We start from the raw sequence: 16575 nt of genomic DNA on the forward strand, positions 1-16575 counted from the left end.
TTTATGAAGAAAATAAGTTTTATAGGGCTTATCGCTTTAGCACTGTCGTACATACCCCTTAGTGGCTTTGCACAGACAGTACAAAAGAAGATGATAACCTGCCTTGTCTTGACCGAGACGAATGGAACAACGACCGAGTTCGCTTTGGAGTCATTTCCTGTTATAACCATAGAGGGTAACAACCTTGTTATTACCCATAATGGGAATCAACTAACAACAGCCCTGACAGGCGTACAGGATTACCATTTTATTGAGAAGACGGTGACAACAAGCATTAGTAGTGTGCCTTCGAATGACCCAAAGAATGAATCTAACACACCTCAATTCTCATTCAGTAATGCAGAAGTAAGTGGATTAAAAGCAGGTGCAAGAGTGGCTATTTACAATCTTAATGGTACACAAATCAGCTCTGTAACAGCAGATGGTGAAGGACGAGTTGCCCTTGATTTCTCGTCTTTACCTAAGGGTGTCTACATCCTTCGCACACCAACTAAGAGTTTTAAGTTTATGAATAAATAAGAATAACATAAGAAATTAAATAGAAAAGATATGAAGAAAATATTACTTCTCCTTGTTGCTGTATTTGCTTTCATCAGCAACATCAACGCACAAACATGGAACATGGTTGTGACACATAAAGATGGTACTGTACAAGTCATCAAGGCATCAGATGTAAAGAACGTTACCTTCCAGTTGCCTGATCAGAATGCTGACCAAGTTATCATCAAAGAATTGTACACGACAGGTGTACCAATCGAAAACGATCCCAAGAATTTCTTCCAGATGGACAAGGGTTTTATCCTCTATAACAATGGTGGTAAGACAGCAGTAATCAGCAACTTAGCTATTGGTATATTAGACCCCTATAATGCACAATCAGTTGCGAACGCATGGTACAGCACAGGAGCGACAGAGCCTTCTTACGTTTCACAGGGCTGGGTTCCAGCAGCTTGTGGTATATGGTACTTCCCTAATTCATTGATTATCGAGCCTTATTCACAGGTTGTTATCTGCTGTATGGGGGCAATAGATAATACTAAGACCTACCCACAGAGTATCAACTATGCCAATAAAGACTACTATACTATGTACGACCCAGAGTCTGGTTTTAAGAATCCAAAATACTATCCAACACCAGCAGACGTTATCCCTACCAACCAATACCTTAAGGCAGTAGAATATGGACAGGGTAATGCTTGGCCACTTAGTGTAACTTCTCCTGGCTTCTTTATCTTCCAAACAAAGAACACAACACCTGCCGCTTTCGCAAACGATGCAAGTAATATCACATACGCACCAGGCAAAGCTCTGAACAAAATAAATGCTGTATTGAAGGTCCCAACAGACTGGATTATTGACGGTGTTGAGGTCTATGAGAAAATTAATGAGAGTAAGAGTAAGAAGCGTTTCGGCTCTGACGTAGATGCCGGCTACGTCATGCAGACTGTCAAACTTGGTCATAGCGTATATCGTAATGTAGACGCTGTAGCGACAAAGAAGATTGAAGGCAATGCCGATAAGCTGGTTTATAACTATCAGTATGGTGCAGATCCAAGTCATATTGACGCTGAAGCATCTATGAAGAATGGAGCAAAGATTGTCTACATGGACACAAACAACTCTACTTCTGACTTCCACGAGCGCAAACAGTTCTCACTTAGAGACAAGTAAAATAGATGATAAAAGAACATAACCTGTAAGATGAGATATAGGTTCATGACACTTATACTGGCAGGAGTAACCCTCTCTGCCAGCCTCAACGCACAGGAGCAGGCTAAAGATAGTCTGCTCCATCGTGATTTTAGCTTCGTTGCCAATAGCAATGCATGGCTGAGAAGTGACAATGCTGCAGCCTTAGTACGATTTAAGACAAAGAACATTTCCTTGGCTGAAGTCTATGCACAATATGGCAAGGGAGGCTTTGTCAACTATGACGAGTCGCCACGTACCGTGCAAGCGGGTGCTAACGTGTCTTCATTCTATCGCCTAACAGACAGGATTGTCCTATCGGGGAGTATGCGTTATGACAACTTCTCTGGGCGTAATATGACTGGCTCGGCGTTCATACAGACCCAACGTTTGCCGTTCGATATTGTCGAAGACTCGCTAAATAATGCTGGCACAAAGCATCGTGACACCTATAATCTTATGGGCGCATTGTCTTGGGAGATATATAAAGGACTTGCCATTGGTACAAAGGTGGACTTCACTGCAGCAAACGTTGCTAAGTATAAGGATTTAAGACATAAGACAAAGCTGATGGATTTAGCCCTCACCACAGGCGTCTATATACCATTACAGCCTTTTAGTCTTGGTTTTAATTATACTTACCGACGGAACACAGAGAGCGTAATCTTTAGTACCTACGCTTCAAATGCACAGGAGTTTACGTCTTATATCAACTATGGTCCGTGGATTGGTAAGACGGAACCCTTCAGTAGTTCGGGCTTTACTGATAGCAATAGGGAGCAACCTATGCTCAATGAATATCATGGTTTAGGTCTACAATTAGGCTGGGAAATCCTCCCACACCTCTCATGGTTTAACCATTTGGATATGGCTTACCGAAAGGGTTATTATGGCAGGAAGTCACCCTATACGATAGTTCACTCCAATCATCATAGCAACATCTATGACTATCAGACACGCCTAACTTTGAACCTCGATAAGCAGATACACCATCTTGACTTTAGTTTCTCAAGCGAGAACCTTGTCAACGAGATGAATGCTTATCGTTCTAACAAGAATGAACAGGGAGCCTACTTCTATCAGTATCTTGACCCGGTAAAGAGTGCCAATAAGGCGTGGAATGATGTGCATCTTGGCTATACTGGCTATTATGGCGTTATAAATGAGTTACCTCTCTGGACGGTAGAAGCAGGTGCGAACATTGCACAACGTAAGCAGACTGGCTACAGCTATCCTTACTTCCGCCGTCAGGATATCCGTACAATGGAGGCTTACACAGGGCTTACGCGTAACCTTCTTTTCCGCAAAGGGGTATTGTCATTAAAGGCGGGCTTTGCCTATAAGAAGGGAAAGGGCGATGCCTTCGAGGATGGGACATTAGCTAAACCTTCTGACAAGCAGAACGGTTTCCCTACGATGGACGTACTGATGTATCGTGAGTATAAGTATCTTACAGACCCACAATACTCCCTCCAACTCGGACTTAAATATGCCTTTGTACTCCCAGGCACCAAGATGAAGACCTACACAGCCTTCGACTTCACTCATCGGCATACCAACGACGGCAACGCTTATCTCATAGGTAGGAACTATTCAACGGGCAGACTGACTATTGGTTGCACCTTCTAACAGTTTTACTATTGGTCCGCACGAGTGGTGCTAAGCGTTCGCACAAGTGGTGTTGAGCCTCCGCACCACTCGTGCAGAGTACTTAAAAGAACGCAATATGTTATTAAGACGAAAACAACTCATCGATAGGAAGACATTATCCTATAAAGAATAAAAATCAGACAGACATAAAGAAATTATAAAAGGAATCAATCACATATTATGTTAATAAACAAAAGAATCATCAATGCGCTTGTGCTCCTGCTCCTCGTAACAGGTGCTATGGCGCAGAAGGTCACTACCGACAACAGCTTCCGTATGGGTAAGTTGAAGAATGGTATGACTTATTACATACGCCACAATGCCAAGGAGAAAGGGATTGCCGACTTCTACATTGCACAGCGTGTAGGAAGTATTCTCGAAGAACCTAACCAAAGAGGATTGGCTCACTTCCTTGAACACATGGCTTTCAATGGAAGTAAGAACTTCAAGAACACACCTTCTTCACCAAGTATCGTACATTGGTGTGAAGCACATGGTATTAAGTTCGGTACCAACCTCAATGCTTACACCTCGATTGACGAGACCGTTTACAACGTCAGTTCAGTACCTGTAAAGCAGGAATCAACCATCGACTCTACCCTACTTATCCTCCACGACTGGAGCCACTATTTAGACCTTGAGGACAAAGAGATAGACAAGGAACGTGGTGTTATTCACGAAGAGTGGCGTACTCGTCGTGCTGGTATGGCTTCACAGCGCTTGATGGAGGAGGCTTTGCCGATTATCTATCGCGGTACGAAGTATGAAGACTGTCTGCCAATCGGTAAGATGGAGATTGTAGACAACTTCCCTTACAAGGCACTTCGTGACTATTACCACAAGTGGTATCGCCCAGATTTGCAGGCTATCATCGTTGTGGGTGATATTGATGTAGACAAGATAGAGAAGAAGATTCAGTCTGTCTTCTCTGCTATTCCAATGCCCGAGAATGCTGCTCATCGTGAATACTTCCCAGTAAGCGACAACGACAAGATGATTGTGGCATCACTAAAGGATTCAGAACAACCTATCATGCTCGTTACACTTTATATGAAGCGTAAGGCTACACCAGATGCAGAGAAGTCTACTGTGAAGTATCAGCGAGACGGATATGTTGACGACTTGGTTTCTTATATGATTGGTGAACGCCTTAACGAGATGCAGGACAAGAATCCAAAGCCTTGCTTGAGTGCTTCTGCACGTATGGGTCAGTTCTTGATTAGTCGTACAAAAGATGCTTTTGTCCTTTCCTTTGGTGCTCGTCAGGAAGATGTAAAGGGTTCGTTCGATGCTGCAGTGGGTACGATAGAGCAGATTCGTCAGCACGGTTTTACTCCGTCAGAACTTGCCCGTGCCAAAGCTTTCCGCCAGAAGGTAATTGACCGCCAATACAATGAGCGTAACGACCGTCGCAATTCATACTATGTGCGTCGTGCAAAGCAGAACTTTCTCGATAATGAACCCATCACCACAGAAGCATACGACAAGCAATTGGATGATCAATTCTTTAACGAGGTAACACTCGACGAGGTCAATACGGCTATGCGTGAGGCTATCACCAACAAGAATCAAGTGCTTGTTGTCTATTCTCCAGACAAAGCAGGCGTAAATGTTCCCTCAGATGCGCAGTTTGAAAAGATGGTTCTTGATGCACAGGCAAAGACCTATCCTAAGTATGTAGAGAAGAAGTTGGACGATAAACTTATAGAGACGTTACCGAAGAAGGGACGTATCAAGAGTGAGAAAGTTAGTTTGCACGGAACAACAGAAATCACGCTGAGCAATGGTGTGAAGGTATATTTCAAGAAGACCGACTACCAGAAGGATGCTGTGACACTGAACTTCTTTGCAGAAGGTGGTTCTTCCCTCTATCCTGTTAAGGACTTGATTAACACACAGTTTATCTCAGCTGCTGTAAAGGAAGGTGGTGTAGGACGTTTCAGTGCTACGGAACTTAATAAGTTCTTAGCAGGTAAGACCGTTCGCATCAATGCTGGTGTAGGTGATGAGACACAATCTATCAGCGGTAACTCATCTATCAAAGACATCCGAACACTCTTTGAACTTACTTACTTGTACTTTACAAACTTACGTCGTGATGACCAAGCCTTCCAGTCAGAGCTCAACCGTATGCGCTCTTTCCTCACCAACCGTGAAGCAAGTCCTAACGTTAGCTACAACGACTCTATCGCAGCTATCGTTTACGGTAACTCGCCACGTGTACAACCACTTAAGGCAGCTTCGCTTGACAAGGTAAGCTATGACCGTGTTCTTGAGATTTACAAGGAGCGTTTCAGCAATGCTTCCAACTTCAAGATGATTGTCATGGGTAACATTGACATCGCTCAGTTGCGCCCTCTCTTGGAGCAGTATATTGCAACTCTGCCATCAACAGGTAAGAAGGAAACCTTTGCGAAGACTTATCCTGACGTGCGCAACTGCAACGAGACTCACCGCTTTGAAAAGAAGATGAAGACCCCATTGGCACGTGTAACTATCTTCTACACATGGGACGAACCTTACACAGCTAAGGCTGATTTGGAACTCGATGTCTTCAAGCGTGTATTGTCTATCGCCTATACCGACTCTATCCGTGAAGAGAAAGGTGGGGTATATGGTGTGAAACTACAGCAGAGTCTGAACGCAACAAGCAATCCTCACGCTCTGTTGAAGATTGCCTTTGATACCGACCCAGACAAGTATAACATGGTAATGCCAATCATCACCAAACAGATTGAGCATATTGCCAATAAGGGTCCAGAGGCTGTTAGTTTGCAGAAGGTGAAGGAATACCTCCTAAAGCAGTATGACCAGTCTTCTGTTACCAATGACTACTGGCTCTACGTGATATACAACCAGCTTCGCCACGGTGTTGACTTTGACAAGGACTACAAGACAATCGTACGCAATATCACAGCTGCTGACATCCAGCGCATTGCTTGCAACCTTATCAAGAGCAACCGCCGCATTGAAGTGACGATGCAGTCTGAAAAGGGAATGTAAGCCGTACTTATATTATAGGTTGCACAAAGTAACCCTACTTAAAACAGCCATATCGAAGCCGGAGTGCTTTGATATGGCTGTTCTTCGCTGCTATTGGTGTTCGAGAGGATTTATCTATGACCTTACTAATATAACGTCTACTCTTTGAAAGTTTTTCGATTTCCTCTTTATCTGTGTGGATTTATATTTATCTGCTACTTCGTTGTTGGTACAATACCTGCATCAGTATCAGAGTTATGAATCCGTTGGTTCACCTCAGAACCGTGCTTTCCAAAGTTCAGGTTGAAATGAAAGTCTATGCCAAAAACTTTACATAGATTTTTCGACCATACCATTTGATTATAAGGAGCAAGCTGGGAAAGATTTTCTACAGACATTTCATAACGTGAACTGAAGATGTTCTGCAACTGTAGTTCTACACCCCATTTTTCTCTATTGTACCCAAAAACTATACTATGTGATTTCTCATCTTTGTTAAGTGTCTCCCCCCACAGTCTATGAAAACTTGTCTCAAGATTCGCGCCTACATACCAATTCTTGTACATTCCCATTAAGTTGGCACGCAAGCCCCAGTTAGTATGTGTATGCGTATAGGTATTGCCATTGCTGATATAGCGATTGACAAATGGGGTTAATTGAATGGATATATAATCCTTCCAAGGTTGTACTTTTAGGTTTATTTGAGAGTTCAGACGATGGAAGCCTCTTTGATTGGCATAACTCCTAACATAGAAGCCATTCGAATAGGTTGTTTCTTCCATATATGGTTTATCATCATAGCTATAACGAGTAAACCATTCTGCACTAATATATTTTGATCCTACGCTAATTGATAGTTCATTAGAGAAAAATCTGACCGCCTGTAGATTTGGATTTCCACGGCGTATTTGGTAAATGTCTATGTGTTGTTCAACATCGCTTAATTCGGCAAGTGAGGGTGCGTAGCCTCCCATGTAGGCTTTATAACGTATTGACAGATAATTGTTGAAATGGTACCCCAGCTGAATAGTCGGGCGAAATATATATTTTACCTGTTTGGCATTTCCTTGACTAACATAGGTTCTCATAGCACCTACACCTACCATATAATCCAGTTTCCCTAACTTTGAAGCCCATTCTCCAAAACCATAACTCTCACCTGTATTCATCTTTACGCTTGAGGATGTGTTTCCATCGTACGCATTTTTTGTGTACATCTGCTGATGTCGCAGACCAAATGACAACCGCGAATCCTTGATTTTCTGTTCGTAAATAACCTCAGCTATAGCCGAATATTTATTACCATCGACATGAGAAGATATTTCCTGTACAGAATTTCCCTGAGATTGGCGATATAAACGGTCGTTCTTAGTATTGATATATGTTCCTATCAGGTCAAAGAAAAGATGCTTATCCTTGGTAAACTCATGTTGATAATAAATATCTAACGATGGATTGTTGCTCCTTGACTTGGTGCGGTCCATGATATTGAATGTGTTGCTATTCTGAATAAGTTTGGAATTTCTATCAAATACCGCATGAGGTGTATTGTTATATAAATCACGAAAAGTAACACTCAATATGTTCCCCCTATGTATGTAATCGTATCCTATGGATAGATTGATGTTATCATATTGTGCCTTTGTCTTTTGCCCTATCTCATAGTTGTTGATACTGGGTGTCGTTGCATTGAAAGCCTCCATGTTTTCACGTAACCAGTTTATATCACGCCGATTCCAGTTTATAGACGTCTTAAAGTTTGACTTACCTACATGATAATTACCCGATAGCTGATAATCTCCTATACCTAAGGGATTGATAGTGTTCATAAACTCTCCGGAGATACTTCCACCATTCTTCTTTTCTTTTAAGATAATGTCAATTACGGCAGCTACATTTCCGTATCTTAGACCAGGATTATCATGATATTCTATTCTCAATACGTCTGCCGGCAAGAGAGCCTTCACCTCCTGTATCTCTGCCTTTACACCATTAATACGTAACTCTACGGCATCCCCCATAGTGGTAGTCACCTTACTGTCGAGAGTATTTACAGAGATTCGTGAAAGCTGAAGATGCTGCAACAAACTTAAACCATTGCTTGATGTTTTTTGCTGAAGCAGATTAGGGATAATTATTTGGCGGTCAGCTTTTTGTATTACGTTGTTGGCAGTCACTGTAACGTCATTAAGCTGCTTACTCTCTGGCTCCAACACGATTGTACCCACCGAAAGGTGCTTAGAAATGTTTTGGCATTTAATTTCCTGCGTAGAATACCCAACAAAAGATATCCTTATTCTATAGTTCTCTCCTTCATGCGTATTCAGTTCAAAGCCACCATTCATATCAGTTACCACTCCACTAATCATCTTATTTTCGCTTTCACGAAATAACGAAACAGTTGCAGCTGGTAATGGTTGCTTGTTTTCATCTACGACCGTTCCCGTAGTTTGTGCTGCAAGAATACCATAGCAGCCAGACATGAGCAACGTGAGAATTTTCTTTTTCATAAACATTATATTATTTATTATATGTATTGTCTTATTATAATTTTGGAGTCAACATCATGATATGCCGACAACTTTTCTTGTCTTTCGATGTTGCAAATGTAATTCTTTTTTTAATTTTCACTACGCAAAAGTGTAATTCTTAGTTGTTTGCTTAAATTTAACATCAAAGTGTGATCATGTTGCTTTATAAATACAATATTCACATAATTTCTTTTGTTTCTTGATTTATATGGCAAAAATACTTCTTTTCCAAAAAACACCTATCACACTTTTGTGTAAATTTGCTCCTCTCTCTTTGTTTTTTACACTTTTGTGTAATTCTCTTGCGATATTCTGCATTAAAAATGTACTTTTGTAGAAAATAAAATAGAGGGACCTTATTAAGTTGAACATATATGACAGATATAAAAGAATTCTTTATAGCGTCGAATACTGTAAGCAATGCACCAGATTATGATTCTAATGTACTGTCCACATTGATTCATACAGTAGAGTCCTTTGCACGTGTAACCTATCAGAGCATTTATTTGATAGACTATTATAAGCAGGAGTTTCTTTATGTATCAGATAACCCTTTGTTTCTTTGTGGTCATACAGCAAAGGAGGTGAAGGAATTGGGATATAGTTTTTATTTGAAATATGTACCAGAGGAAGAACAAAAAATGCTTGTTGAGTTGAACAGAAGTGGTTTTAAGTTCTTTGATACTTTCGACAATGTTGATAAACACCAATATTCCATGTCATATCATTTTCATCTGAAGAGTGGAACAAGGAGCAGACTGATCAACCACCAGCTTACTCCTATACTATTAACTGACGATGGCAAGATATGGATAGGTATGTGTGTTGTTTCTCTATCTTCACATAAAACAGTTGGGCATGTAGAGTTCCACAAGAATGGGCTCCGCAATTATTGGAAGTACTCTTTCGAAAGCCATCGGTGGATGGAATGTGAAGGAGTTTCGCTAAAAGAAGAGGAACTCGAAGTGCTTAGATTGTCAGCAGCGGGACTAACAATGACAGAAGTAGCAGACAGAATGTGCCGCTCATTAGATTCTATTAAAACCTACAAACGTCACGCCTTTGACAAATTAGGCGTGGCGAATATCACCGAAGCTATTTCAAGAGCTATCTTAAACAAACTCTTCTAAAAATAATAATTTACGGCAAAGGCGAAGATACACATTCAAGTAGTAAGTGAATATTGAGACTCATTTGGCTTTGAAAAGACGCCTATCGATTAAATGGTCTATACATGCTCTAACACTGTGTTTCCTTTTAAAAAACATCTCCCAGTGAAAACAATTTTGCTGTCACTACTGTCACCCTAATTCATTAGTTAACTTATTATGTAACAGTAGGATTACATGAAATGTTAAATGTGACAGCAAAACGAAATTAAAATTATTCGTGGAATAGTGTGTATAAATTCCACACGACCTAATATTTAGACGATAAACTAACGGCTTATATTATATACGAAAAGACAAAAACAGTAAAATTCAACAAAAAGGTTGTAACATTACAACCTTTTCTCAAACATTTTTCATAATTTTGCGATGTATTTAAAATAAATATGTCTGTATGAAGTATCTAAATATAAAGAAGGCATTGGCTGCTTGGCGCGATATTCAGCCATTGTCAGAGAAGGACAAGGATAGGCTCAGCCGCCGCTTCACCGTGGACTTCAACTATAATAGCAACCACATTGAGGGCAACACACTGACTTATGGTCAGACCGAGATTCTTCTGCTATTCGGCAAGGTGATTGGCGAGGCTGACATAAGGGACGTGCACGAGATGACGTCAAGCAACGTGGGGCTGCAAATGATGAAAGAAGAGGCTGCTGTCAAAGAAAAGCCTTTGACAGAAAACTTCATCCGCACACTGCACAGAACACTGCTTCGTGAAAACTACACCGTTTACCGCAATCTGCCTGGTGGTGTGCAGACAAATTATGTGATACACGCAGGTCAGTATAAGACGCGCCCCAATAGTGTGATAACAAGGTATGGCGACCGCTTTGAGTACGCTTCGCCCGAAGAAACGCCGGGGCTGATGTTTGACTTGGTGAATTGGTACAATGAAGCCGAGAAGAAAGGGAAACTTTCAGCTATCGAACTGGCGGCATTGTTCCACTATCGTTATATACGCATTCACCCCTTTGAAGATGGCAATGGACGTATCGCCCGTTTGATGATCAACTTCATTCTCACACGCCACAATTATCCGATGATTGTTGTGCGCAGCCGCAAGAAGAGCGAGTATCTGGAAGCGTTGCATCAGTCTGACCTTGAAGTCGGCCCTCTGCCGAGCGACGGAGCACACGCCAACATTGGCGATATTCGTCCATTCCTCAAATATTTCAATGAGCTTGTGGCAACAGAGGTTTATAACGATGTGCTCTTCATCAGCGAAAAGAATGAAAATGTTTGGTGGTATGACGGCGAAAGAATTTCTTTCCGCTCGCCTAACTACACCAAAATATTGAACGCCATGCGCACACAGCCTACGTTGACTCTGAACGACATGAAAGAGGAAACAGGTATTAGTGTGTCAGCTATCCAAAAACTGTTGGATAAACTGCTTTCTAAAAAGTATGTGGAGCGTGGTGAGAAAGATGGAAGCTGGAGAGTCTTTCTTACCCAGTAAACACGCAAAAAGGTTGCATCACTACAACCTTTTCTCAAACATTTAGTCTGCTACTGGGTAGAACACTCCTTTGATTAACTGCGACATTCCGTTTTCTGTGAATGTCGCAGTTAGCTTTTCGCAGATGTAACTTTTGCCTCTTATTATCCCAAGTTAACCAGCAAAAATATTTTTCATAAACTTTCGGGATGCTTTGTGTAGTATCAACTTTATAAATGATTGATAACCAAGTATAGGGTATTGTAATATTGGTTAGTATAGGGATAAGTTGTTTGTAGAATACGGAGAGATATGGTAATGATAGGTATAATATGTGTTTGTCTTTCCTACATACTATGTCTCCTTTGTTAGACCATTGATCCAGGAAAGTCATACCATGTAAGCAATAAGCCTTTATTCAGTTTCCTATCTATGCATTTAACAGAAGAACCAAAGCATTTCCCAGTGAAAACAATTTTGCTGTCACTACTGTCACCCTAATTTATTAGCTAACTTATTATGTAACAGTAGGATTACATGAAATGTTAAATGTGACAGCAAAACGAAATTAAAAATACACGTGTAATAATGGATATAAGTCCTTCTTACTTTAGTAGACTTTATCACGCTATTACACAAAGACGCCCTAAATAATCCCCATTAGGCGGAGAACCGTTGGAGTAAGCAGGGCTGTGAAGATACCGTTCAGCGTAATACCTAAACTCGCAAAAGCACCATACTTACTACTATATGCCATCGCTGTTGATGCACCAACGGCATGAGAGGCAGCACCCATAGAGAGACCTTGTGCGATAGGACTATTTACATGACCATAGGACAACATCTTAAAGCCTACCAAAGCACCAATAATACCAGTGACAACCACCACGGCAGCAGTAAGAGAAGGAATACCACCGAGGCTCTGTGTCACCTCCATAGCGATAGGTGTTGTTACTGATTTACTTGCCATTGAGAGAACGATAATATCAGGTGCGCCACAAAGCTGTGCTACGAAAACAACACTCACAATACCCACCAAACAGCCAACAAACTGTGACAGAACGATTGGTAACCACAGACGTTTTATAGCATCAAGCTGTAAATAAAGTGGTACGCCTAAGGCTACAACAGCTGGTTTAAGCCAGAAGTCAATTAATTGGGCACCTTGCTTATAGACACCAAAAGAAACACCAGTTATCTTGAGATAGACGATAATAAGTACGATAGCTATCAAGATAGGATTGAGTAACATCCAACCAGTACGCTGCTGTAGACGTTTTATGTAAAAGAAGGCAGCAAAAGTTAATGCCAAAATAACATACTGATTGGAAAAGATATCTTTACCATCCTGTATAAGGTCAATAGTCTGACCGATTGTTTCATCCCACGAATTCATTATTTTTCCTCCTTTTTAGTTATCTTATCCTGTCCGAGTAACGCTTTGTCAAGTTCTATTCTTTCAGCCTCTTCCATGGCCTCAACCTCTTCGGTTTCCTCCAGCACCTTCTTCATCTTCTGCGCATGGGCACGATGATGAAGTAAGTCCATAGCCATCAACCGACGTTCAAACTTTATGACAAGTTGATGCATCTGTCCTGTAACAACAAGAACAAGAAGAGTACTGACTACTGTTGCAGTAACAATAGGGAACCATTGAGCCTTAATAAGATCAAGATAGAGAATAAGAGCCACCCCAGGCGGTACAAAGAAGAAGCCAAGGTTTGCTATTAGAAGCTGTGATAATCGCTCCACCCAAGCTAACTTCACCCATCCTAACTTTAGAAAAAGTGTAAGAAGAAGCATACCAATGATACTGGACGGCAGTTTTATTCCTGTAGCCCAAACGATAAACTCTCCCAATGCTAAGCATCCGAAGATAACAAAGAACTGTCTTGCCATGTAAAAAAGTTATTATTCAAACACCACCATCAAACATGTTCGTTTGAATAGTTATAGCATTTAATAAGCGAGTGCAAAGTTATAGCTTTTTTAAGTATCAAACGCTAATTTTCCCTTTTTTAATACTTTAAAGAATACCATTCGATGATATTTATCAAGCAGATAACCAATGAAATCGGAAAAAAATGTGTAAGTTTGCAGGTGATAAAAAGCTATAGAACGTTCGTAATGACAGAAACAGACAATAATATATCCGATAAAAAACTGCGACTTACTATCAGATTTAGCAGAAACAACATGGCATTTACTGTGGGTGATCCACAAGAGAATGGTATGCTCGTTTATGAACCCTACGAGATGAATATGGGTATCTCTGTTGCTGCCAATCTACGTGAAGCCTTCAAGGTTTCTGAATTGCTGCAGAGCGGATACAAACGTTTGTTAGCAGAGATTGATACCCCTGTGATGCTTATGCCTATTGACGACTTTGGTACACAGGATATCGAAACGCTTTATCATCATACCTACCATAGACAAGGTAATGAGGAGATTCTATCGAGTATCCTACCAGACTTGAATGCGATTGCTGTCTTTGCAATTAACAAAGACCTCAAGCTCGTTATCGACGACCATTTCAAGGATATTCGTATACAACCACTTATGCAGTCGGTATGGACGCATCTCTATCGCCGTTCATACGCTGGTCCACGTAGAAAACTTTATGCTTATTTCCATGAGAAGCGTATGGAGGTTTTCAGTTTCCAACAAAACAGATTCCGTTTCAGCAATTCATACGAAGCAACTAATGAGCATGATGCTTTGTATTATCTCCTTTATATATGGAAGCTAACAGGAATGGATGTAGAGAAAGATGAGTTATATATTGTTGGTGACATTCCTTATCAAGACTGGCTCATTGAAAAAGTAAAACAACATTTGAAGTTCTGTAGGGTTATCAACCAGGAAGTTTACTTCAACAATAGCCAGTTGGCTAAACGTACAGATATTCCCTACGACATGAAAACAATTTATCTGGAATAAAAGAAGGAAAGACAGATTAAGATGTAGAGTGAATTAAGTCCACACATCTCCCACAGATACAAATGTCTTAACTCCATTTCACTCCTTAACTCCTTCATCTCCTAAAAATAGAAACTATGCGAATTATAACAGGAAAATATAAAGGCAGACATTTTGATGTTCCTCGTACCTTCAAGGCACGCCCTACAACAGACTTTGCTAAAGAGAACATCTTTAATGTTATCAATGCTTACGTGGATTGGGAGGAAACAACGGCACTCGACCTCTTTGCTGGTACGGGTAGTATATCCTTAGAACTCTTATCACGTGGTTGCCAACAAGTGATAAGCGTGGAGAAAGACCGTGACCATGCTCGCTTTATCAGCCAATGTATGGAGAAACTTGGCACAGACGAGCATATATTGATAAAAGGAGATGTGTTCCGTTTCTTAAAAAGTTGTCATCAGAAATTTGATCTGATCTTTGCTGACCCTCCATACGCATTGCCAGAGTTGGAGACTATTCCAGACCTCATCTTCCAATATGACTTATTGAAGGAAGATGGACTACTGGTCTTTGAACATGGTAAGAACAATGATTTCTCCGCTCACCCGCACTTCATTGAACACAGAAGCTATGGTAGTGTGAACTTCACTTTGTTTAGATAAACACAGCTTTATCCGTAAAACTGTCTATAAAAGAGTTATATCGGAAAGTTAACAATATTGTCTGATTTAGGTTAAAGCTTTCTTAGCTTCCTACCTTTACAACAGTGGACTCAAGAGCCTTACCATTGATTCCCACAACCGTTGTAGGAAAGAACGATGTGTAAGGTTTCGCACATCTTCTAAGGCAACACACTCTTCTTGGTCCTTTAAGAAGATATCCTTTACTTCTAATGCTATTTTCTTATCATAGAAGAATGCATTTGCTTCAAAGTCATTCTCAAAGCTACGGAAGTCAACATTAGTAGAACCAATCGTTGCTATACTATCATCGGCAACAAGAAGTTTAGAATGATTAAAACCAGCCTTATATAAATAAACTTTTACTCCCGCTTTCACTGTATCTAAGACGTATGTGCGTGAAGCCCATTCCACAATCTTTGTGTCTGTCTCGTAAGGAATCATCAGTCTTACATCTACTCCCGACAAGGCTGCAGTACGCATAGCAAAGAGGATTGGGTCGGTAGGAAGGAAGTAAGGTGTTTCCATATAGACATATTGCTTCGCACTGGTAAGTACCCTTACGTAACCTTGCTCAATCTCTGGCCATAAACTTGTTGGACTACTGGTGACAATCTGAATAAGACTATCATTCTCAGCAACCTTACTGACTGGATAATAAACATGGTTGGTTATTAGTTCACGACTCACAAAAAACCAATCTACCAAAAAGGCACGTTGCAAACCATATACCGCTGCACCAGTTATCTTAACATGCGTATCACGCCAAGCCAATTTCTTTATCCCCTTCACATAACGATTGGCAATATTCATACCACCGATAAAGCCCACCTCACCATCAATGACACATATCTTACGATGATTACGATAGTTCACCTTACTGGTAAAGATTGGGAAGCGTACAGACATAAAGGCATATACTTTTATTCCTTCAGCACGCATACGGTCAAAGAAACGATTCTTTGTTTTCCAAGAACCTACATCATCATAGATGACACGTACCTCAACTCCTTGTCGTGCTTTATCAATCAAAGCATCAGCAATAATCTGTCCCAAGGGGTCACTGGCAATAATAAAAGTATCTAAATGAATATGGTGTTCAGCCTTACCAATCTCCATTAACAAAGAAGGAAAGAACTCGTATCCAGAAGTATAAATCTCTGTTTCGTTATTCTTAAATGGTAAGACCCAATTCTGATTCATAAAGAGGTTGATGAGTTCTCGGTACTCATTAGGCAGATGAAGACGCTTCTGTTCTACAAACTCCAACATGGAATGCTTGGTCAGCTGGTCCATACTATACTGCCATATCTTACGTTCTTTACGTGTAGTCTGACCAAAGAAGAAGTAAAGAATGATACCTAACATTGGGATAAACGTTAGCACCAACATCCAAGCCATTGTCTTGGCTGGCTGTCGGTTATCCATCAATACGCGTACCATCACCATAATGATGACAACAACGTAGACTGCTAAGAATGCCCAATGAACATAAATCATCTATATTC

At 40.7% G+C, this 16575-nt stretch carries 12 protein-coding genes; 8 read left to right on the plus strand and 4 right to left on the minus strand.

Going from position 1 to position 16575, the window contains the following annotated elements; genetic code table 11:
• Positions 1 to 3: 3 nt before the first annotated feature.
• The 4 genes from HMPREF1505_RS08590 to HMPREF1505_RS08605 all read left to right on the plus strand — a co-directional run bounded on the left by HMPREF1505_RS08590 (position 4) and on the right by HMPREF1505_RS08605 (position 6342).
• On the plus strand, positions 4 to 519 hold the full coding sequence (locus tag HMPREF1505_RS08590) for a T9SS type A sorting domain-containing protein (RefSeq protein WP_036924695.1): 516 nt from the start codon (positions 4 to 6) through the stop codon (positions 517 to 519).
• Positions 520 to 549: 30 nt separating this feature from the next.
• Positions 550 to 1671 carry a DUF4876 domain-containing protein gene (locus tag HMPREF1505_RS08595; protein WP_036924633.1) on the plus strand — a complete coding sequence of 374 codons (1122 nt, stop codon included), beginning with the start codon at positions 550 to 552 and terminating at the stop codon, positions 1669 to 1671.
• 45 nt (positions 1672 to 1716) lie between these two features.
• Positions 1717 to 3318, plus strand: a complete 1602-nt coding sequence (locus HMPREF1505_RS08600) for a DUF6850 family outer membrane beta-barrel protein (protein ID WP_231480379.1) — start codon at positions 1717 to 1719, stop codon at positions 3316 to 3318.
• A gap of 201 nt (positions 3319 to 3519) precedes the next feature.
• A complete protein-coding gene (locus HMPREF1505_RS08605; protein ID WP_036924637.1) occupies positions 3520 to 6342 on the plus strand; it encodes a pitrilysin family protein in 2823 nt (940 codons plus the stop codon).
• Between the two features lie 194 nt (positions 6343 to 6536).
• Here HMPREF1505_RS08605 and HMPREF1505_RS08610 read toward each other — a convergent pair whose 3' ends face one another.
• On the minus strand, positions 6537 to 8831 hold the full coding sequence (locus HMPREF1505_RS08610; protein WP_231480380.1) for a TonB-dependent receptor: 2295 nt from the start codon (positions 8829 to 8831) through the stop codon (positions 6537 to 6539).
• A 395-nt stretch (positions 8832 to 9226) separates the two neighbouring features.
• On the opposite strand from HMPREF1505_RS08610, the gene HMPREF1505_RS08615 reads away from it, so the two are divergent.
• Complete coding sequence (locus tag HMPREF1505_RS08615; protein ID WP_036924643.1) at positions 9227 to 9982, plus strand: LuxR C-terminal-related transcriptional regulator; 756 nt, start codon at positions 9227 to 9229, stop codon at positions 9980 to 9982.
• Positions 9983 to 10415: 433 nt separating this feature from the next.
• Complete coding sequence (locus HMPREF1505_RS08620) at positions 10416 to 11483, plus strand: Fic family protein (RefSeq protein ID WP_036924646.1); 1068 nt, start codon at positions 10416 to 10418, stop codon at positions 11481 to 11483.
• 625 nt (positions 11484 to 12108) lie between these two features.
• Here the strand turns inward: HMPREF1505_RS08620 and HMPREF1505_RS08625 are convergent.
• On the minus strand, positions 12109 to 12858 hold the full coding sequence (locus tag HMPREF1505_RS08625) for an LrgB family protein (RefSeq protein WP_051412354.1): 750 nt from the start codon (positions 12856 to 12858) through the stop codon (positions 12109 to 12111).
• Entirely contained in the window at positions 12858 to 13361 is a 504-nt protein-coding gene (locus tag HMPREF1505_RS08630; protein WP_013264496.1) for a CidA/LrgA family protein, read from the minus strand. The genes HMPREF1505_RS08625 and HMPREF1505_RS08630 overlap by 1 nt, the downstream gene beginning before the upstream one ends.
• 228 nt (positions 13362 to 13589) lie before the next feature.
• Between HMPREF1505_RS08630 and HMPREF1505_RS08635 the strand changes: the two genes are divergently transcribed.
• Positions 13590 to 14402 (plus strand): DUF3822 family protein, encoded by an 813-nt coding sequence (locus tag HMPREF1505_RS08635; RefSeq protein WP_197017519.1) that lies wholly within the window; start codon positions 13590 to 13592, stop codon positions 14400 to 14402.
• A gap of 116 nt (positions 14403 to 14518) precedes the next feature.
• Positions 14519 to 15049, plus strand: coding sequence for a 16S rRNA (guanine(966)-N(2))-methyltransferase RsmD (gene rsmD / locus HMPREF1505_RS08640; protein WP_036924651.1), 531 nt, complete (start codon positions 14519 to 14521; stop codon positions 15047 to 15049).
• 96 nt (positions 15050 to 15145) lie between these two features.
• On the opposite strand, the gene cls is transcribed toward rsmD, so the two are convergent.
• The gene (gene cls / locus HMPREF1505_RS08645; protein ID WP_036924652.1) at positions 15146 to 16567 is read right to left on the minus strand and encodes a cardiolipin synthase; all 1422 of its coding nucleotides are present in this window, start codon (positions 16565 to 16567) and stop codon (positions 15146 to 15148) included.
• Between the last annotated feature and the right edge of the window lie 8 nt (positions 16568 to 16575).

The organism is Prevotella sp. ICM33 (assembly GCF_000517825.1).
Taxonomy (GTDB): domain Bacteria; phylum Bacteroidota; class Bacteroidia; order Bacteroidales; family Bacteroidaceae; genus Prevotella; species Prevotella melaninogenica.

Coding starts and splice junctions, on each gene's coding strand:
- HMPREF1505_RS08590 (WP_036924695.1), top strand. CDS start 4: ATGAAGAAAATAAGTTTTATAGGGCTTATCGCTTTAGCACTGTCGTAC.
- HMPREF1505_RS08595 (WP_036924633.1), top strand. CDS start 550: ATGAAGAAAATATTACTTCTCCTTGTTGCTGTATTTGCTTTCATCAGC.
- HMPREF1505_RS08600 (WP_231480379.1), top strand. CDS start 1,717: ATGACACTTATACTGGCAGGAGTAACCCTCTCTGCCAGCCTCAACGCA.
- HMPREF1505_RS08605 (WP_036924637.1), top strand. CDS start 3,520: ATGTTAATAAACAAAAGAATCATCAATGCGCTTGTGCTCCTGCTCCTC.
- HMPREF1505_RS08610 (WP_231480380.1), bottom strand. CDS start 8,831: ATGAAAAAGAAAATTCTCACGTTGCTCATGTCTGGCTGCTATGGTATT.
- HMPREF1505_RS08615 (WP_036924643.1), top strand. CDS start 9,227: ATGACAGATATAAAAGAATTCTTTATAGCGTCGAATACTGTAAGCAAT.
- HMPREF1505_RS08620 (WP_036924646.1), top strand. CDS start 10,416: ATGAAGTATCTAAATATAAAGAAGGCATTGGCTGCTTGGCGCGATATT.
- HMPREF1505_RS08625 (WP_051412354.1), bottom strand. CDS start 12,858: ATGAATTCGTGGGATGAAACAATCGGTCAGACTATTGACCTTATACAG.
- HMPREF1505_RS08630 (WP_013264496.1), bottom strand. CDS start 13,361: ATGGCAAGACAGTTCTTTGTTATCTTCGGATGCTTAGCATTGGGAGAG.
- HMPREF1505_RS08635 (WP_197017519.1), top strand. CDS start 13,590: ATGACAGAAACAGACAATAATATATCCGATAAAAAACTGCGACTTACT.
- rsmD (WP_036924651.1), top strand. CDS start 14,519: ATGCGAATTATAACAGGAAAATATAAAGGCAGACATTTTGATGTTCCT.
- cls (WP_036924652.1), bottom strand. CDS start 16,567: ATGATTTATGTTCATTGGGCATTCTTAGCAGTCTACGTTGTTGTCATC.